General features: G+C 58.1%; 19 protein-coding genes and 1 pseudogene. 8 read left to right on the top strand and 12 right to left on the bottom strand.

Features of this window, described 5'->3' with window-relative positions:
• Positions 1 to 29 precede the first annotated feature (29 nt).
• From larC to rpsO, 3 genes are all read right to left on the bottom strand, one after another.
• Positions 30 to 1,223: a nickel pincer cofactor biosynthesis protein LarC gene (gene larC / locus NW838_RS04680; RefSeq protein ID WP_414357535.1), complete on the bottom strand. Its 1,194-nt coding sequence runs from the start codon at positions 1,221 to 1,223 to the stop codon at positions 30 to 32.
• Positions 1,224 to 1,319: 96 nt separating this feature from the next.
• The gene (locus tag NW838_RS04675) at positions 1,320 to 1,757 is read right to left on the bottom strand and encodes a photosystem II biosynthesis protein (protein ID WP_414427588.1); all 438 of its coding nucleotides are present in this window, start codon (positions 1,755 to 1,757) and stop codon (positions 1,320 to 1,322) included.
• A 36-nt stretch (positions 1,758 to 1,793) separates the two neighbouring features.
• A complete protein-coding gene (gene rpsO / locus NW838_RS04670; RefSeq protein ID WP_011431855.1) occupies positions 1,794 to 2,069 on the bottom strand; it encodes a 30S ribosomal protein S15 in 276 nt (91 codons plus the stop codon).
• A gap of 92 nt (positions 2,070 to 2,161) precedes the next feature.
• Between rpsO and NW838_RS04665 the strand changes: the two genes are divergently transcribed.
• Positions 2,162 to 2,845 (top strand): HEAT repeat domain-containing protein, encoded by a 684-nt coding sequence (locus tag NW838_RS04665; protein WP_414329553.1) that lies wholly within the window; start codon positions 2,162 to 2,164, stop codon positions 2,843 to 2,845.
• A gap of 4 nt (positions 2,846 to 2,849) precedes the next feature.
• On the opposite strand, the gene apcD is transcribed toward NW838_RS04665, so the two are convergent.
• The 4 genes from apcD to NW838_RS04645 all read right to left on the bottom strand — a co-directional run bounded on the left by apcD (position 2,850) and on the right by NW838_RS04645 (position 6,685).
• Positions 2,850 to 3,335 (bottom strand): allophycocyanin subunit alpha-B, encoded by a 486-nt coding sequence (gene apcD / locus NW838_RS04660; protein ID WP_011431857.1) that lies wholly within the window; start codon positions 3,333 to 3,335, stop codon positions 2,850 to 2,852.
• A gap of 191 nt (positions 3,336 to 3,526) precedes the next feature.
• Entirely contained in the window at positions 3,527 to 4,816 is a 1,290-nt protein-coding gene (locus tag NW838_RS04655) for a type IV pilus twitching motility protein PilT (RefSeq protein WP_414357540.1), read from the bottom strand.
• Between the two features lie 316 nt (positions 4,817 to 5,132).
• Positions 5,133 to 5,822 (bottom strand): GTP cyclohydrolase I FolE, encoded by a 690-nt coding sequence (gene folE / locus NW838_RS04650; protein ID WP_011431859.1) that lies wholly within the window; start codon positions 5,820 to 5,822, stop codon positions 5,133 to 5,135.
• 131 nt (positions 5,823 to 5,953) lie between these two features.
• Entirely contained in the window at positions 5,954 to 6,685 is a 732-nt protein-coding gene (locus NW838_RS04645) for an SDR family oxidoreductase (protein WP_414357537.1), read from the bottom strand.
• A 242-nt stretch (positions 6,686 to 6,927) separates the two neighbouring features.
• Between NW838_RS04645 and NW838_RS04640 the strand changes: the two genes are divergently transcribed.
• From NW838_RS04640 to NW838_RS04620, 5 genes are all read left to right on the top strand, one after another.
• Positions 6,928 to 8,163, top strand: coding sequence for an ABC transporter ATP-binding protein (locus NW838_RS04640; RefSeq protein WP_414427587.1), 1,236 nt, complete (start codon positions 6,928 to 6,930; stop codon positions 8,161 to 8,163).
• A 180-nt stretch (positions 8,164 to 8,343) separates the two neighbouring features.
• Entirely contained in the window at positions 8,344 to 9,069 is a 726-nt protein-coding gene (locus NW838_RS04635; protein WP_414427586.1) for an NUDIX hydrolase, read from the top strand.
• A 671-nt stretch (positions 9,070 to 9,740) separates the two neighbouring features.
• Positions 9,741 to 10,082, top strand: a complete 342-nt coding sequence (gene trxA, locus NW838_RS04630; protein ID WP_414427585.1) for a thioredoxin — start codon at positions 9,741 to 9,743, stop codon at positions 10,080 to 10,082.
• Positions 10,083 to 10,196: 114 nt separating this feature from the next.
• Entirely contained in the window at positions 10,197 to 11,267 is a 1,071-nt protein-coding gene (locus NW838_RS04625; protein ID WP_414357649.1) for an LOG family protein, read from the top strand.
• A gap of 62 nt (positions 11,268 to 11,329) precedes the next feature.
• Complete coding sequence (locus tag NW838_RS04620; protein ID WP_414357650.1) at positions 11,330 to 12,019, top strand: phosphoribosylanthranilate isomerase; 690 nt, start codon at positions 11,330 to 11,332, stop codon at positions 12,017 to 12,019.
• A 16-nt stretch (positions 12,020 to 12,035) separates the two neighbouring features.
• On the opposite strand, the gene NW838_RS04615 is transcribed toward NW838_RS04620, so the two are convergent.
• The 5 genes and pseudogenes from NW838_RS04615 to rbfA all read right to left on the bottom strand — a co-directional run bounded on the left by NW838_RS04615 (position 12,036) and on the right by rbfA (position 15,160).
• The gene (locus NW838_RS04615; RefSeq protein ID WP_414328967.1) at positions 12,036 to 12,698 is read right to left on the bottom strand and encodes a DUF4115 domain-containing protein; all 663 of its coding nucleotides are present in this window, start codon (positions 12,696 to 12,698) and stop codon (positions 12,036 to 12,038) included.
• Positions 12,696 to 12,905: pseudogene (locus NW838_RS04610) on the bottom strand (helix-turn-helix domain-containing protein); the annotation flags it as partial. The pseudogene NW838_RS04610 and the gene NW838_RS04615, both read right to left, overlap by 3 nt.
• A gap of 68 nt (positions 12,906 to 12,973) precedes the next feature.
• Positions 12,974 to 13,798 carry a pseudouridine synthase gene (locus NW838_RS04605; protein ID WP_414341863.1) on the bottom strand — a complete coding sequence of 275 codons (825 nt, stop codon included), beginning with the start codon at positions 13,796 to 13,798 and terminating at the stop codon, positions 12,974 to 12,976.
• A 41-nt stretch (positions 13,799 to 13,839) separates the two neighbouring features.
• Entirely contained in the window at positions 13,840 to 14,373 is a 534-nt protein-coding gene (locus NW838_RS04600) for a hypothetical protein (RefSeq protein ID WP_414427584.1), read from the bottom strand.
• Between the two features lie 352 nt (positions 14,374 to 14,725).
• The gene (gene rbfA / locus NW838_RS04595) at positions 14,726 to 15,160 is read right to left on the bottom strand and encodes a 30S ribosome-binding factor RbfA (RefSeq protein WP_414328963.1); all 435 of its coding nucleotides are present in this window, start codon (positions 15,158 to 15,160) and stop codon (positions 14,726 to 14,728) included.
• A 191-nt stretch (positions 15,161 to 15,351) separates the two neighbouring features.
• On the opposite strand from rbfA, the gene NW838_RS04590 reads away from it, so the two are divergent.
• Positions 15,352 to 15,567, top strand: coding sequence for a hypothetical protein (locus tag NW838_RS04590; protein ID WP_414357659.1), 216 nt, complete (start codon positions 15,352 to 15,354; stop codon positions 15,565 to 15,567).
• A gap of 122 nt (positions 15,568 to 15,689) precedes the next feature.
• A partial coding sequence (locus tag NW838_RS04585; RefSeq protein ID WP_414427583.1) for a cryptochrome/photolyase family protein occupies positions 15,690 to 17,109 on the top strand: 1,420 nt, incomplete at its 3' end.

Here is a 17,109-nt window from a genome sequence, read left to right as displayed (position 1 = left end):
ATTGGGGGTGGAACAGGTTCGGTGTCTCTTCAACCTTGCAACCGGCTTTGCCAAGCCGATTGGGCCGCCAGCCACACCGTCTGAACCGGCACGTGAAACTCCTGGGCGCGGGCCACACAATCGCGAAACTCCGGCTGAGCGTTGACGATGCGGCCATGGTGGCGGGCTACCTTGATGTCTACCAGGCCGTAAGGGGTTTCCACCCGCTCAATGACCCGCTCCAGTAGGGTGCGCTGCTGTTGGAAGTGGCGAATGCCCAGGGTGGTGGTCTCCCGGAAGATGAGATCTTGACACTCCGGCACCCGATCCGGCGGACAGATAACGGTGAGCAGGATCCCCGGCCGCCCCTGTTTCATGGTGATCGGCTGGGTAAACACGTCCCAGGCCCCGAGGGCCAACAACTGCTCGCAGGTGTAGGCAACCACTTGGGGGTTGAGATCGTCAATTTGGGTCTGCAACACCGATACCGTTTCCGTTAGCTCTCCCCCATCGGCTTCCCCAATCCAGAGACGAAACACGTTGGGAATGGGCAGCTCTTGGGCACCGGCCCCACGCCCCACTTTTTCCACCCGCATCGGCGGACAGGGGCCAAACTCTTCCGCCAACGCCACAGCCAAGGCTGCTCCTGTGGGGGTCACCAGCTCCGCTTCCACCCCGTTGCTGAACACCGGCACGCGGCCCATTTCCCACAACTCGATCACCGCCGGCACCGGCACGGCCAATTTGCCATGCTCTGTGCTCACCCAGCCGCCCCCAACAGGATGGGGGGATGACAACACCCGCTCCACCTGCAGCCAATCTAGGCCAATGCAAGTGCCGACAATATCCACCAAAGCATCCACTGCCCCCACTTCGTGAAAGTGCACTTTTTCCACAGGCATCTGATGGACTTTTGCTTCCGCCTGCGCCAACTTTTCAAACACCGCCAAGCTGCGGGCCTTAATGGCTGGGGAAAGCTGGGATCCCGCGATCAAAGCCTGAATCTCTGCCCAATGCCGAGCAAGGGATCCCCCACTCTGGGATCCCAGCACCTCCACCACAGCTTGCAGAGCAGGCTGCCCACACCGCTGCACCCGGCTCACCTGCAGGCTATATTCCCCCTCGATGCCCAACGCCTGGAGCTGACGGTTGAGGTACTCCAAAGGCACCCCGCAATCCAGCAGGGCTCCTAGACACATATCGCCGGCAATGCCCGCCGCACAGTCGAAGTAGGCTATTTTCATGCTGGAGAACTGGGGGTAGCCGCTGCCGCCAGAATGGACTTGGATCCCTCTTGATTGTAGGCAGCAACCGGCCTGGAAAAGGCGATGGGAGAAGAATCAAGCTTCTCCAGAGTCGGAAGATTCAGAAGATCGGGCAGCAGATTCCCGCCACTGTTGGATGATGTTGCCCAAATTGCGCCGGAATTCTCCAATTCCCAGCAGGGATCCCGGCTCGGGATCCCAGGAAGCTGAGAACACACCGTAGCTGATGCCCAAAAAACCAAGGCCAAACAAGGTCAGCGACTCTGCCAAGGTGAAGTAGGGGGGCAGAGGAACCACGTGGTTGGTCAAGAGATAGTAATTCACAAAAAAGCTGCTCAGGCCCAGCCCCGAAGGGATCCCAGAAAACACCAGAATCCGCCGCACCATCCGCCGGCTGACCTCAGGGGGAATCACGGCAACAGGCTCCTTCTTGGCCGGCTTCTTCTCCACCTCAACAGAGGCGGAGGGGGAGCGACGGCGAAAGGTTTTGGACTGGCGGCTGGATTTGCCCACGAAGACAGATCTCCGATAGCGTTTTGGATGGGCTGCCTACTTTTTCACCCGGATGTTCAGCCGTTCGGCCAGCTCCCGGAAGCGGTCAGGAGAATGCTTGGCGATGTAGTTGAGCAAACGCTTGCGACGACCGATCATCATCAGCAGGCCGCGGCGGGAGTTGAAATCCTTCGGGTTTCTCTGAAGGTGCTGAGAGAGCTGGTTGATGCGACTGGTGAGCAGAGCCACCTGAACCTCGGCAGAACCGGTGTCGGTGTCGTGCAGTCGATAGCTCTCAATGATCTGCTGCTTCTCTTGTTGCAATAAGGCCATAAGATCAAGGGACTGGATGCACTGCTTCAAGATAATAACATCGGCTTTTCCTCCCTCGCTATGGCCGAGGAGGGTTATGGAGAGAATGGGATATGACAACAACCTCTGGGGATCCTCCGGCACTGCCCGCTTTGCTGGAGCTGTTGAACTCACAAGACTTGGGAAATCGGCTGCGCGCTGTCAACAAAGCCAGAGAACTGCCTGGGCCAGAAGCCCTGACATTGCTGCAGCGAGCGATTCACGACGAGAATGCCCGCGTCCGTTATGCTGCCATCAGCCAGATGGGCACCCTGTCTGGCGTCGATCCGAACCTACTGTTGCCCATTTTGCAGCGCTCTTTGCGAGAGGATCCGGAGTTCGATGTGCGGGCTGCTGCCGCCGCTGCCCTGGGGGATCTCAAGCAGCCACAGGCCCTGGCCGATCTCCTGGAAGCTTATCGGCGAGAAACGGAGTGGCTGGTACGGTTTAGCATCATCGCTGCCCTGGGAGAGCTGGGGAACCCTGCCGCCTTCGACACTCTGGTGGAAGCTTTGCAGGACAAGAGCGAGCTGATCACCACAGCCGCTGCCGCTGCCTTGGGCGATCTGGGGGATCCGCGGGCCATCCCCTACCTGGATCCCCTCATTGATTCCGACGACTGGCAACTGCGCTACCGCGTCTGCATTGCCCTGGCCAAGTTGGGAACAGAAGCCGCTCGCGCCGGACTGACCCGGCTGGCCCAGGATTCCCAAGAACAGGTGGCCGTACATGCCCGGGCTGCCTTGGGATCCCTGTAGTTCCCTAGCTCATGGCATTGATGATGTAGTCAAAGTAAGGGGCGGCTTCAGCGGCTGCCGCCGGCTCCAACAAGCTGAGGGCAGCTTCCTTCAAAAAGACAATCGCATCGATCATGCCGGCGATGGGTACGTTGAGGGCATTGTACATTTCCCGCACCCCTATCAGGCCGATAGACTCAATCGGCTCTTTGCTGCCGGCAATAATGCCATAGGTCACCAGACGCAGATACCAGTCGTAATCTCGCAAACATTGGTTGTAGCGCTTGTCACCGTAGGCATTGCCACCGGGTTGCACGTACTCGGGCCGCTTGGCGAATAGCTGCTTCTGGGCCTGGTCAATGATGCGCTTTTTGTTTTCTGCTAACACCTGAGCGATTTGCAAGCGCCTCTCGCCGGTGGTCATGTAATTCCTGATGGCTTCCAGTTCGCTAACTGAGAGGTAACGCAGCTGGTCATCCGCGGTCTCGATGATCTGGTTGATCACGCTCACGGTAGGGATTCTCCTGTTTTCTAACTTGCTTTCAATTCGGTTCATCAATTCGCAACCCATCCCCCCAGCCCAAGGTCGGCCCAAGAGATGAGCAGGTAGCTCGGCAAACCAGCGCCGCCGGCTGCTCCCAGTTTAGGATAGGGCAAACCTTCCCTCAAGCACTTTGGCGTGACTCCATCTCGAGACTGGCCCTAGATCCGGCCTCGCAGCCATTGGGCCATCTCATTGCGGCGTGGGGCAGCCTCCAGACACACCTCTTCGGTAATCCGCCCCTCTTGGTAAAGCCTAAACAGGGATTGATTCATGGTACACATGCCCTCATAGGAGCCGTCGGCGATCAGTTCCTCAATTTCGTCCACCGCCCCCCGCTTGATGTAGTCGCGAATGGCATCGGTGTTGCGCATGATCTCGTGGGCCGCAGCTCGCTTGCCATCGGTGGTGCGCACTAAGGTTTGAGCGATGATCGCCACCAGGGTTTCTGCCAGTTGCAGGCGCATCGGCTCCTGTTCCTCCGGCTTGTAAATCCCCAGCAGACGCTCGATGGTGCGGACGGCACTGTTGGTGTGCAGGGTTCCAAAGACCAAGTGGCCCGTCTGGCCGGCCTTCAGGGCAATATCCACCGTCTCTCGATCCCGCATCTCCCCAATCAAGATGATGTCCGGATCTTCCCGCAGAGAGGCTTTCAGGGCATTGGCAAATTCCAGGGTGTGGATCCCGACCTCCCGCTGCCGCACCATCGATTTCTTGCTCTGGTGGACGAACTCGATGGGATCCTCAATGGAAATGATGTGTTTGGGAAAGTTGGAATTGATGTAGTCCACCATCGCTGCCAAGGTTGTGGACTTACCGGATCCGGTGGGGCCGGTCACCAAAACCAAGCCTTTGTGCTCTTCGGCAATGCGCTTTAGCACTTCCGGTGCCCGCAACTGCTCCAGCGTCAAAATTTTCAACGGGATCAGACGCATCACCATAGCCGGGCCAAGAAGGGAAACAAAGCAGTTGACCCGACACCGCACCAAACCCTCGTACTGGATGGCAGTATCCAGTTCCAAACATTCCTCAAACTGGCGAATTTGGCTCTCCGGCAGGCTTTCCCGCAGCCAGCCATAGAACATCTCGGTGGTGGTGACCGGGTAGTTGGTCAAAAGCATTTGCCCCCGATCCCGAAAGCGAGGCACTTCCCCCACCCCCAAATGAATATCGGAGTAGCCTTTGTCATAGGCTTCCTGCACCAGTTGGCGCAGAGTCAGGCCCGCAGGAGCAGCTGGAGCCACCGGGATCCGACCGGCAGCCGTTGGGCGAGCTGGTGGCGCAAAAGGCGGGGCAGCAGGAGTGGGGACAGGTGGCGACACTGGAGGCCGAGCAGCAGCAGCCGGAGCCGGAGTGGGCGGGGGCATTCGAGGGGGATCGACAGGATCGGGCACAGGCACCGGTACCTGAGGGGGAGCGACAGCCACACCAGGAGGAAGGGGCCGACCCAGAATGGGGTTGGGGGGGTTTTTGGCGTTGACAGGCCGGGATCCCGTCCCTTGGGAGGCTGAACCGAGCACTGGATCCAGTTGCGTTGGAGGCTCCACCGGGGGCACCGGAGCAGCCGGACGAGACGGACGCTGCATGACCGGCGGAGCCGGGGGCTGCCAATTGGAGTCCAAATCGGTGGGAAACTGGTTTTCGGGGCTGACCTCGCTCATGACAAGCCTCGCTTCTGGCAGGGTTTGAGTCAATCTTAGGCTAGTATTCCCAGCCTGAGCAGAGGGTTAACTCAACCCAACCACCGGCAAAGCTCCGGGAAGCTCCCTAAAAATTGGACGGATGGCGAATAAGACTCAAAAACTCCTCACGGGTACGGGGATCCTCTTGAAACACCCCCACCATCGAGCTGGTGACCGTCCAGGAGCCGGCCTTTTGTACCCCCCGCATCACCATGCACATGTGGGTAGCCTCGATAACCACCCCCACCCCATAGGGATCCAACACCTCCATCAAGGCTTCAGCAATTTGCCGTGTCAGGCGTTCCTGAACCTGCAGGCGACGGGAGTACATCTCGACAATACGGGCAATTTTGCTCAGGCCCACCACCTTTTGCTTGGGGATGTAGGCCACATGGGCTTTGCCGATAAAGGGCAGCAGATGGTGCTCGCACAGGCTAAACAGAGACACATCCCGCAACAGCACCATCTCGTCATGGCCCTCATCAAAGATGGCACTGTTCAGTAGCTCCTCCAAAGACTGCCGATACCCACTGGTCAAAAACTTCAAAGCCGCAACCACTCGTTCCGGGGTTTTTCGCAGCCCCTCCCGTTGGGGATCCTCCCCGATCCCCCGCAGCAGCGTCTCCACCGCCGCCACCATAGCCGGATCTGAGACATCCGAGCTACCCAATTCTTCTTCCGCAAAAGTGGCTCGATCTCGAATCACCCGAGACTTGAAATGGGCTTTGTCATCCATTCGAGATTGCGAGCCAGATCCGGGTTTCGCAAGGGTCATAGCAGGATATTCCTTGGTTAACGAAAGGCTAAGAGAACTCGGTGCATGCAACTCAGCTCAGGTGGCATCCAGTCAAAGGCTGCGATAGCCAAAACCCTCCCAAGTCACGGGCAACCCCAAACCAGCCAGGTCTAAAAGGCTCCCACCGCAGGCATGAAGGTGAGATCTTCCACCACCGCGCCTGTGGGCAACCGAACAATGTAGGCAATCAAATCGGCTACCCATTCCGGCGAGAGCATTTTGGAGCGGTCGAAGTTGACCCCTACCGTGCCCGTATCCCAGAGGGACGTGTCCACGGCACCAGGGCACAAGCTGGTGACCCGAATGCCATGCTGTCGCTCCTCTTCGGCCAGAGCTTGAGAAAAGCCCATCAGGCCGAACTTGCTGGCACAGTAGGCTCCCCAGTTGGGAAAAGCTCGCTTGCCCGCAATCGAGATGACGTTCACAATCGTGCCGAAGCGCTGCCGGCGCATTCCGGGAAGTACGGCTTGGGCGCACAGAAAAGCTGCCGTCAAGTTCAAGTCGATCACTCGCTGCCAATCCGACAAGGGTAAGGTGGCCAAGGGGCCAACATGGGCTATGCCCGCATTATTGACCAAGACATCGCAGACGCCAAATCGATCCAGGAGAGCCTGCAACTGCTGGGGCAGAGCCGCTAGGTCGGCCAAGTCGATGGGAAAAATCGCTGCCTTGCCGCCCTGGGCTTGGATTTGGGCTTGCACCGCCAGCAGATCAGGTTGGGAACGGGCCACCAGAGCTACTGCTATCCCTTGTCGAGCTAGGGCTAGGGCTACAGCTCTGCCGATCCCTCGACTGGCCCCTGTAATCAGAGCACGTTCGGGAAACTTTGTCTCAAAACTCATTTAGAACAAGCCTCTGGAGTGCGCCACACAAGCAAGCGCCGCCCAGGCCTGAGAAACTTCGTTAACTAAGTTTAACACTGATTTTCCGCTGCTTCGCTTGGAATCAGGGCGAGGCGTAGAAACCTTATTCTGTCCTGCTCAAGATCTGGCTGCTGGCTGTTGGATCTCGATCCGGTTGGACGGGATCCGGGGACATGGTAGTGTGGTAAAAATAGTGAAAATCTTTTGCAACAACAACCGTCATGGCTGAGTTCTTGTTTTCTCCAAGTCCCACTGCCGTGCGCGAGGATCCCTCCTACATCCTTCAGCTCGAGGGCATCAGCAAGGGGTTTCCCGGCCAGCGGCAGTTGGTTTTGCGGGAAGTCGAGTTTCGCCTGCCCCAAGGAGACATCCTCAGCATTGTGGGCCCATCAGGTTGTGGGAAAACCACCTTATTGCGCACCATTGCCGGATTTGAGCAGCCGGATAGCGGGCGGATCCTCCTGGGGGGGCAGGTTGTGGCCGGGGAGGGGCAGTGGATCCCACCGGAGCGACGGGGAGTGGGGTTGGTGTTTCAAGATTTTGCCCTTTTTCCCCACTTGGATGTGTTGGCGAATGTGATGTTTGGCCTACGGCCCACTGTCGTGAATGGCCTACGGTTCACCGGTGTGACCGCGTCAGCGTTGCGCAGCGACCCTCGCTCTCCCCTGGCCGAGTTGCCAAATCCGTCTCAGCAGGCGCGCGAACGAGCTTACGAGGTGTTGCGGTTGGTGGGCCTGGAAGACTACACCCATCGTTATCCCCACGAGCTTTCGGGTGGGCAACAGCAGCGAGTGGCTTTGGCGCGGGCTTTGGCCCCCAAGCCCAGCTTAATTCTGTTGGATGAGCCCCTGAGCAATTTGGATGTGCAGGTGCGCTACTACCTGCGGGAAGAAATCCGCAAAATCCTCAAGCAAACCCAGACCTCGGCCATTTTTGTCACCCACGACCAAGAGGAGGCTCTCTGCCTTTCCGACTGGGTGGCGGTGATGCGGGAAGGCCGTATTGAGCAATGGGGATCCCCGGAGGAGGTCTATCGGGAGCCGGCTACCCGCTTTGTGGCAGAGTTCATTACCCAAGCCAACTTTCTCCGCTGCGAGCGGCGGGAGTTGGGTTGGCAGGCTGAAGAGTTGCTGCACATCCCATTCCAGGCTTTGAGGGATCAGCCCGACCCCGGTTTACGCTGCGCAGAGTTGATGGTTCGCCAGGAGGAGTTGCATTTGCACCCTGATCCTCAGGGAGGCATTGTCATTCGGGATCGGCAGTTTTTGGGGCGAGAGTACCGCTATTGCCTGATCACAGCAGCCGGCAAAGAATTGCACGCTCTGGCGCGGGAAGCTCTGCCTGTGGGCACGCGGGTTCAGATCGCTGTCAGACAAGGTCGGCTGTTTCCCCTCTCTGAGGGGCCATCTGTGGCTGAAAAAGAGCCAAATCGGGCAAAAGGCAAAAGTGTTGCCTGACATCGAGGTTCTTTTGCACACCTTTAGCAACCCATCTTCCCCGCGACACGAAAGCCTTCGCCCCAGATAGGGCTTAGACTGGCAAGACGGTGGTCCAGGCTGGTAGCTCCCTCTGGAGGGACAAACTGGGTAGGCTGTTGGTGGAGGATTCAGTGCCAAGCTATGCAGGGATCCCGCATCGTGGCAGGCCCATCGGAGAACCGGATCGCCTTGGCGGAGTTCCGGGTGGGCGTGGATGCGGTCATTTTCTCCATCGACACTGAGCAGAATCGCCTCCTGGTGCTGCTGGTGCGGCGGCGGGAGGATCCCTTCCGCGGTTGCTGGGCTCTGCCGGGAACGCTGGTGCGGCGCTCAGAATCCTTGGAAGCAGCGGCTTATCGCATCTTGGCCGAGAAGATTCGTGTTAGGAACCTCTATCTGGAGCAGCTCTACACCTTTGGGGGGCCGGAACGGGATCCCCGCGAGGCCGAGGATGCCTATGGGGTGCGCTACCTGTCGGTCAGCTACTTTGCCCTAGTGCGGTTCCAGGATGCTGAATTGCTGGCGGACGGAGTGGAGGGCATTGCCTGGTATCCCGCCGACCAGATTCCCCCCTTGGCCTTTGACCACGAAGAGATTTGCCGCTACGCCCGCCGTCGCCTCTGCGCCAAGTTGGAGTACAGTCCGATTGCCTTTGACATTTTGCCCGCCACCTTCACGCTAGGGGAGGTCTACCAGCTCTACGGCACCGTTTTGGGCGAGGGGTTCTCCGACTACTCCAATTTTCGCGCCCGCCTACTGAAACTGGGTATCTTGCAAGATACCGGCCAGAAAAGTTCCCAAGGAACAGGCAGACCGGCAACCCTCTACCGTTTTGATGCGGCTGCTTTCGAGAAAATCCGTCATAAGCCGATGGTGTTTGTCTGAAGGCCGTCTGAGGGATCCCGGCTCGCCAAGGCCAAGCTGGCCAGATCGGTTGGTATAGATTGGCTTTTATTCAAAGGGAGTTCCATACATGACCACCTAGACAAAGGTTTATGCCTTGATCATGGTCATTTCAAGTTAGGCTGAGACACTTCCCAACTACTCCGCGTCGCTTCCACAACTATCCTCAACCCCTCTTCCAATGGAACAGTTTCATTCCTCGTTAAAATGACTACAGTCGTTTCAGGTTAGGGTGAGACGCCTAGGCTACTGAGAAAAGCTTTCTAGCCCTTTGCATTATTGCTCCGCAACGCTGACGCGACCAAGGTTTTAGGTGTGGGTGCAGTGTCCTAGTTTGAATCAAAGTGATCATATAGGATAGGAGCAGCCTGGTCATGACGCACTCAACTATCCCGGGAACCTTGCCAAGACAAATCTTTTGATGGATGCCGTAGAAGCCTGCTTCAGCACGGCTCAGATGCTTTCGGTGCCGTCCCCAAACTGCCTAGCGCTGCGGTTGGCTGAGCGAAGGTCTCAGGCCGGGATCCCAAGGGACAGTTCCTTTGGCGAACGCTCCGTGTAGTAGCAATGGAACAGGCTGAGGTCACCAGCAGCCTGGGGGCTGTGCTAAGATCAGAGACCGTGACAGGTGTTGTTTCAGGAGTTATCCAGGCATGTCTGCAGCAATAGATATCGCTGATGCCACCTTTGAGGCAGAGGTGCTGCGCAGCGATATTCCAGTTCTGGTTGATTTTTGGGCACCTTGGTGTGGCCCCTGTCGGATGGTGGCTCCTGTGGTTCAGGAGATAGCTGAGCAGTATGTTGGCAAAGTTAAGGTTGTAAAAATCAACACCGACGAGAACCCTCAAACTGCCAGCCAGTACGGTATTCGCAGCATTCCCACCCTGATGTTGTTCAAGGGCGGCCAGAAAGTGGATGTGGTGGTTGGCGCCGTACCCAAGGCAACTCTAACCACGATTTTGGAAAAGCACTTCGACACACCTACCGAAGCCTGAGGGCTATGCCTTGGGTGTTTCAGAATGTAACTTTTGGGTTCTGGACTAGAACCCACCTGCCATTTTGTGCCGAGAACTGATTAAAGTAATTCCAGAGAACTTTAGGATCCCAGCTTGACCGATTCCGTTTCTTCCCTTCTGCGAGAGGTTTTTTCCAACGCTGAGACTCGCCTAAAGCAGTTGGAGCATCACCCCAACCGGACAGCCTGGCTGCGTATTTTGCAGTCGCTGCAGCGCATGGGATCCCTAGAGCTGAGCCGTTTGGATGCCAAGATCTTGGCGGCCACTCTTGAGGATCTGGAGCAGGGGTTTGCCGCCTTCCAAAACTACGCTCATCAACGCAAGATCACCGTTTTCGGGTCGGCACGACTGGGGCCAGAAAGTCCCGAATATCGCCAGGCCCAGTTGTTCGCCTACTGCATCAGTCAACGGGGGTTCATGGTGATGACGGGGGGCGGCAGCGGCATCATGGAAGCCGGCAATCGAGGGGCAGGGCTGGAGAACTCTTTTGGGCTCAACATCCAGCTTCCCTTCGAGCAAATGGCCAATCCCGTCATTGCTGCCAGCGATCGGATCATCAACTTCAAGTATTTCTTTTCGCGCAAGCTCTTTTTTGTTAAAGAAACCGACGCGCTGGTGCTTTTTCCCGGCGGTTTCGGCACTCAGGATGAAGCCTTTGAATGCCTAACCCTGATGCAAACCGGCAAAACCAAGCTCATGCCCTTGGTGCTGGTGGACAGAACAGGTGGCTGCTACTGGAAAGAATGGGACGAATACGTGCGGGAGCACCTGCTCGGTCGCGGCCTGATCAGCCCAGAGGATCTCTTCCTCTACACCCTAACCGACGATGTGGGAGATGCCTGTCAGCAGATTGTCGATTTTTATCGCGTCTTTCACAGCAATCGCTACGTGCGGGAGCTCCTGGTTTTGCGCTTGAACACCAGACTCTCACCGGAAGCCCTAGACATCTTAAACGAAGAGTTTGCCGATATTCTCGATTCGGGCCGGATCGAGCAAACTGGGGCCTTGCCGGAGGAAGCCGAGGAAGATATTGCCCATCTGCCACGGCTGGTGATGCACTTCAACCAGCGCAACTTTGGACGGCTATGGCAAATGGTGCGCCGGATCAACAAGCTTCACCCGGAACAGCCGGATCCTCTGCAAATGCGCCCTGAACAAAAGTAGATGTATCAGCGCTCTCAGAACCATCCAAGAACCAGCAGCCAATTGTTTTGGTGGTGCTCCCAATGGGCCGGTTGTTTGTCAAAATCTGCGGCATCACCCGTCAGGATCAGGCGGAGGCCATCGCCGCGCTGGGGGTGAGTGCCCTTGGGTTCATCGCGGTGCCCAATACCCCCCGCTATTTGCCCCTCTCGGAAATGGCTCGTTGGGTGGGATCCCTGCCCGGCCCTGTGGAAAAGGTGGGGGTCTTTCTGGATCAGGATCCCCGCGCCATCGCCGCCTGGGTGGAAACGGTGGGCCTCACGGCTGTCCAGTTGCATGGCCAAGAATCCCCGCAAGATTGTCAGCAATTGGGGGAATGGCTTCCCGGGATCCGCCGCATCAAAGCCCTGCGCATTCGCCAGCCGGCGGATCTGGAAGTAGCCCATCTCTACCGAGACTGTGTGGAGATGCTGCTTTTGGATGCTTATCACCCCCAACAGGCGGGTGGAACGGGGCGAACTCTGAATTGGTCAGAACTTGCCCACCGCTCCCTGCCCTTGCCTTGGCTACTGGCCGGTGGTCTGAACCCGGACAATGTTCTGCAGGCACTCAGCCACCTTCAGCCAAGCGGCATCGACCTCTCCAGTGGTGTGGAACGCCACCCCGGCGATAAAGACATAGACAAAGTCCGACACCTGCTGCAGCAGCTTGGCTCCCAAGGGTGGGAGATTGCTCCTACTCTGCCGCCGATAACGCCAAGCGCAACGGGATGATCATTTGGCTGGGTTCCTACTGCAGCGACTGAATATCCAACCCCGGCTCGAACATCAGCTCTTTCACTTCCCCAAATCGGCCCATCACTCCAAGCTCCCGGTCGTTGAAGGTCACCAGCACGCCGCCTGCATTGCCGGTACGCAACACAATCGATTGCTCTGCTTCCCAATTCAACTCAGCCCCCGGTTGTAAGGTGGCCTCGAAGACCGTTTGCCCATCGGCGATGACCCGCAACCAGGAAGGGCGCTCCACCACGCGAATATCCAGACGCACCGGCTTGCGCCCCGCCCCCCCTGAGTGAGCTTCCAAGACCTCGGGGAAGACGCCCTGAATGCGCGTCCATTGGTCGAGGGTGGGAAACAGTTGGCGGGCCGTGGGCTGAGCTGCCGACAGAGTGGGATCCGGGGAGTTGGCAGCAGGCGGTTGCTGGCCGGATCCCTCCCGACTGACCGTTGACAGGCTCACCAGCCAACGCCCAAAGGGATTGCCTGTGCCTTCCAAAAGAGCCGACAATCCCCCCACCGTCAGCACAATCAGCACCACATAAGCAGCCCAAAGGTGGAGAGGACGCAGGGCAAAGGCAGGTTGCTGGCCGACAACAGCAAGAGGAGCTGGCGCGCGGGGGGTTTTGGCCGATAAAAGCGGAGAGGCACGCCGAGAGAGGGTTTCGCCATCCAACCCCAAATAGTCGGCATAGCGCTTGAGAAACCCTTGCACATACACCGGCTCCGGTAACCGGCTCAAGTCAGCTTCCTCCAGCGCCTGCAGATATTGGCAGCGAATGAAGGTATCGTTAGCTACTTCTGTCAACGTCAGTCCCCGTGCCTCCCGTGTTTGCCGCAACAGGGATCCCAGGGCTTCTAAAGAGTGTGCTGGCTCTTGCATCATTTGGCCACCTGCGGAAGAAAGGAGGCTATTGTGAGAGTTTGCACTCAGTTAGAGACTCTGACGAGCTAATCGCGTGAGCGGGCCGGAGGCCTTAGAGGGCGCTTCCCGAGCGAGGATGAGCTGCTGTGCCCGGTGAGAGGGGCCAGCAAAGCTTGGAGCTCATGGGGATCCAACTGGCGGAACTGGCCTGCTTTCAGGTTGCCCAAGCCCAGTGGGCCAATGGCTTCCCGATGTAAGCTGAGCACCGGATGCCCAAGACGCTCCGCCACCCGCCGAATTTGCCGGTTGCGTCCCTCAAACAACACCACCCTCAGCCAGGAGCAATTGGGATGCTCCCTTTGCCGGAAATCCGGGGCAGGACAAAACTCCACCTCCGCCGGCAGAGTGGTGTATCCCTCTAAGTCTACTCCGTCTCGCCAATGTTGCAGAGTGGCCTGACTCGGATGCCCTTGTACCTGTACCCGGTAGGTTTTGGGCAGATGATAGCGCGGATGGGTCAGCTTCAAGGTCAAGTCGCCATCATTGGTGAGCAGCAAAGCGCCACTGCTGTCCGCATCCAGCCGGCCCACCGGGTAGAGGCGGGTTTGCCGTTTCCAGAGTGGGGGGAGCAGATCCAACACCGTCTTGCGTCCCCAAGGATCTGCACAGGTTGACAAAACCCCCACCGGCTTGTGCAGGAGCAAAACATGGCGCGCCAGATCCTTGGTCAAAGGGATCACCTGACCATCCACCTCGATGCGATCCCGCTCTGGATCGGCTTTGGAGCCCAGCTCAGTGACCACCTTCCCGTTCACTCGAATGCGCCCGGCCAGGATCCAAGCTTCCACCTGGCGACGCGAGGCCAATCCCTGCTGAGCCAAGAGCTTCTGTAGCCGTTGGGGTTCTGCCATGGGGATTTGAGCAGCAAAAGCAGCAACCGAAGCTGAGGGTACTAGGCGGCGGAGCCTGAGGCGTCTGGCCCGCTTGCGCGAACGGGGTTGGAGAGTCGGTCGGACACACCAGCAGAATTGGGGGGCAACAGCAGCATTTCCGACTGAGACTCTGAGTTTTCTCCTAGAGAATAGCTGAGGCCACAGTCAAACTCTTCTGCCAGCCGGCAGACTTCCTTGAGATCTCCCACCGACCAAATGCTCCAACTGCTGCGAATTTGGTTATCCACCCACACTTCCACGCGGTTGCCTTCGATGTGAAGGATGCGCTTGGGCTGGGCTTCTGAAGGGCAGCCTGCAGGCTCGGCCAAGACCTCCGGCCCGCTTACGCGAACGGAAGATTTTTGCCTCAAGGCCCCCAGAGCTGCCATGAGCTGCGGCAGAGCCAGCAAAAGGTGCTGAGTGGCCTGTTGGGGTTGCCCTTTCAAGCAGGAAACCAGAGCTTCGGCAACACTCTGGTTGAGGGCCTGCAGAGCTTGGAGTGGAGTAGCACCCCCTAGAGAGGGATCCGGTTGCAGTGGGCTTTGAACATCCATGAAAAGGCAGAAAAGGCATGAACAGCAACTTTACAGCCCTTTCGCAGGTTGACCACAACAACGCCGCTGCCCATTGGAGCAGAGCGCTCTGGTTTGCGCAAGCGTGCCGCAGACATTGAGTCCTGTACAGATGGATGACCAGAGGAAGGGCTGTATGGCTCCCTTAAGCCTAACAAATCCAAGAACTTCAGGGCCTCCGGCCCGCTTACGCGAACGTCAAAAACTTTTCTTGGATGTTGTCCGCATTGCTGCAAAGCAAAGGCCCCTCTATCTAGTGGCCATCAAGGCAGATCCTTTGCTCTCTCGTGCAAAGCAGGCTGAGCTCCAGCGCGGATCCCTCGAAATGGTGCAACTATTCGCCGCTCGATTCGTTTTCTTCGCCCTCGGCGGTGTCCTCAACCCCAGCTTGGGATCCCTCCGGTTCCTGGGCCTCAGAGGTCTGTCTCAGTTGGTTAAGCAGAGCCAAAACGCGGGATCCCCGCTCCAAAGAGCGATCCTGCAAAAACACCACTGTTGGCACCCGTCGCAGGCTGAGGCGCTGGCCGATTTCCCGCCGCACAAAGGGTGTGGCCGCCGCTAACCCTTCCATGGCCCGGTGTTGAGCTGTCTCATCCCCATAAATGCTGACGAAGATGCGGGCGTTTTGCAGGTCATTGGAAACCTCGACATCCACAATGCTGACCATCCCTGCCCCAACCCGGTCATCTTTGATCTCCGAGAGCAGGATTTGGCTGACCTCTCGTTTGATCAGCTCTGCTACCCGTGCCACCCGTCGCGCTGTCGCCATTTTTGGATACCTAGGCTAACATCATCCGCAAGCCTGCTCTGGCTGGTGTGGAGCTCAGCCCTTGCCGGCTCGATCCCAAGAACAGTAGCCAATGCTACGAGCATCTCTTCCTTCCACCTTTATCCTGAGTCCATGTCCATCTTGCCTTGAGTATGAATACCTAAAGCCATCGATGGATGGATGGAGACGTGATGATCAAGATGCCAGAGGCGCTGCGGCGCTCCATTGAGCAGTTCATGCTGAATGTGACGGAGCCGCTTGACCCGTTGCTCTCGCTGAAGCTGACTCAGCTTGTGGTGATGTTGGGGGATACAGCTTACGCGATGGGATACAGCGATGGCCAGCAAAAGCCGGATGAGCGCTGCCGCTATTGTCCCAGTCGGGTGTTCGACAGTCTAGAGCTTTGATAGGGTTCTTCAAGGTTCTTTAGAATGTAGCTTCTGGCCGCCCCGGCTCCCAGCCTTGGGGGGGGTGAGTTGAAAGAGGCGGTGGCAACCAGCCAAGATGGGATCCCATTGCTTGGCAGCCTATGACTTCCCCCGTTTTGCTTTGGCATCGTCGCGATCTGCGGTTAGGGGACAACACAGCTCTTCATGAGGCAGCCCAGCGCAGCGCTCAGGTGGTGCCTGTCTTCATTTTCGACCCGCAGATGCTGAGACGGTCGGACATGGCCCCAGCTAGGGTGGCCTTTTTGCTTCAGGCTCTGCAAGAGCTCCAAGAGCGCTACGCCCAGATGGGGATCCCGCTGATCTGGCGGCTGGGGGATCCCCTGGTGGAGTTGCGATGCTTGGCCATTGACCTGGGAGCCAAGGCCGTATTTTGGAATGCCGATGTGGAGCTGTTTGCCCTGCAGCAGGACAGTCGGGTGCGGGCCGGTTTGGCCGAAGCCGGGATCCAGTCCTTCTCTTACCAAGACATGCTGCTGCATGGGCCGGGGGAAGTGCTGACCCAAGCTGGAGAGCCCTATTCGGTTTTCACTCCCTTCTGGCGCAGGTGGTCGAGCTTGCCCAAGCGGGATCCCTACCCAACCCCCGAGGGTCTGCAGCCGGTATCGGGACTAAAAGCGCAGCCTCTACCGACTTTGGCAGATTTGGGCTTTGTCTGCGACCAGCGGATCCCAGCAGCGGGGGAAGCAGCGGCTCAAGCCCTTTTGGAAGACTTTTGTCAGGGTTTGCGCATTTTGGACTACGAGCGAGCCCGCAACTTCCCGGCTGAGCCGGGCACTTCTCTGCTCAGCCCCCACTTGTGTTGGGGAACCCTCGGCATTCGCCAGGTTTGGCAGGCCACGCGAGAAGTAGAGGCCGAGGTGCGCAGCGAAGAAGCCGAAAGCAGCTTGCAAACTTGGCGGCAGGAGCTGTGCTGGCGAGAGTTTTACAAGCATGTCTTGGCCCACTGGCCCCACGTGGAAACCGGAGCCTATCGACGAGCCTTTGATGCACTGGAGTGGGACAATCGGCAGGACTGGTTTCAGGCTTGGTGTGCGGGGCAGACGGGATACCCCATTGTGGATGCGGCCATGCGCCAACTGAACGAAACCGGCTGGATGCACAACCGCTGCCGCATGATTGTGGCCAGCTTCCTGACCAAGGATCTGCTTATCGATTGGCGCTGGGGAGAACGCTACTTTATGCAAAAGCTGGTGGATGGGGATCTGGCGGCCAATAACGGCGGTTGGCAGTGGAGCGCCGGTGTGGGAACGGATCCCAAGCCCCTGCGCATTTTCAACCCGGCCACGCAAGCAGCCCGCTATGACCCGGAAGGAGAGTACATCCGCCGCTATCTGCCGGAGCTGGCAGGGCTGGATACGCCTGCTCTGCTGTGGGTGGGGGATGACCCCAAGGGATCCTGGGCTTTGCGGGAACGGCGAAGCTGTGGCTATCCGGATCCCATCGTGGATCACAAGGTGCAGCAGCAGGAGTTCAAACGGCGCTACCAGGCGGTGCAGCAGG

The organism is Synechococcus sp. R55.2 (assembly GCF_047462075.1).
In the GTDB taxonomy this organism is placed as follows: domain Bacteria; phylum Cyanobacteriota; class Cyanobacteriia; order Thermostichales; family Thermostichaceae; genus Thermostichus.
The sequence above is the reverse complement of the archived record's forward strand: the minus strand, read 5'-3'. Positions and strand labels throughout refer to the sequence as shown.

Bases quoted from the DNA above. Each gene is read 5' to 3' on its own strand.
- NW838_RS04640 (WP_414427587.1), top strand. From the start codon at position 6,928: ATGGCTGAGTTCTTGTTTTCTCCAAGTCCCACTGCCGTGCGCGAGGAT.
- NW838_RS04645 (WP_414357537.1), bottom strand. From the start codon at position 6,685: ATGAGTTTTGAGACAAAGTTTCCCGAACGTGCTCTGATTACAGGGGCC.
- trxA (WP_414427585.1), top strand. From the start codon at position 9,741: ATGTCTGCAGCAATAGATATCGCTGATGCCACCTTTGAGGCAGAGGTG.
- NW838_RS04620 (WP_414357650.1), top strand. From the start codon at position 11,330: ATGGGCCGGTTGTTTGTCAAAATCTGCGGCATCACCCGTCAGGATCAG.
- rpsO (WP_011431855.1), bottom strand. From the start codon at position 2,069: ATGGCCTTATTGCAACAAGAGAAGCAGCAGATCATTGAGAGCTATCGA.
- larC (WP_414357535.1), bottom strand. From the start codon at position 1,223: ATGAAAATAGCCTACTTCGACTGTGCGGCGGGCATTGCCGGCGATATG.
- folE (WP_011431859.1), bottom strand. From the start codon at position 5,822: ATGACCCTTGCGAAACCCGGATCTGGCTCGCAATCTCGAATGGATGAC.
- rbfA (WP_414328963.1), bottom strand. From the start codon at position 15,160: ATGGCGACAGCGCGACGGGTGGCACGGGTAGCAGAGCTGATCAAACGA.
- NW838_RS04605 (WP_414341863.1), bottom strand. From the start codon at position 13,798: ATGGCAGAACCCCAACGGCTACAGAAGCTCTTGGCTCAGCAGGGATTG.
- NW838_RS04665 (WP_414329553.1), top strand. From the start codon at position 2,162: ATGACAACAACCTCTGGGGATCCTCCGGCACTGCCCGCTTTGCTGGAG.
- NW838_RS04600 (WP_414427584.1), bottom strand. From the start codon at position 14,373: ATGGATGTTCAAAGCCCACTGCAACCGGATCCCTCTCTAGGGGGTGCT.
- NW838_RS04590 (WP_414357659.1), top strand. From the start codon at position 15,352: ATGATCAAGATGCCAGAGGCGCTGCGGCGCTCCATTGAGCAGTTCATG.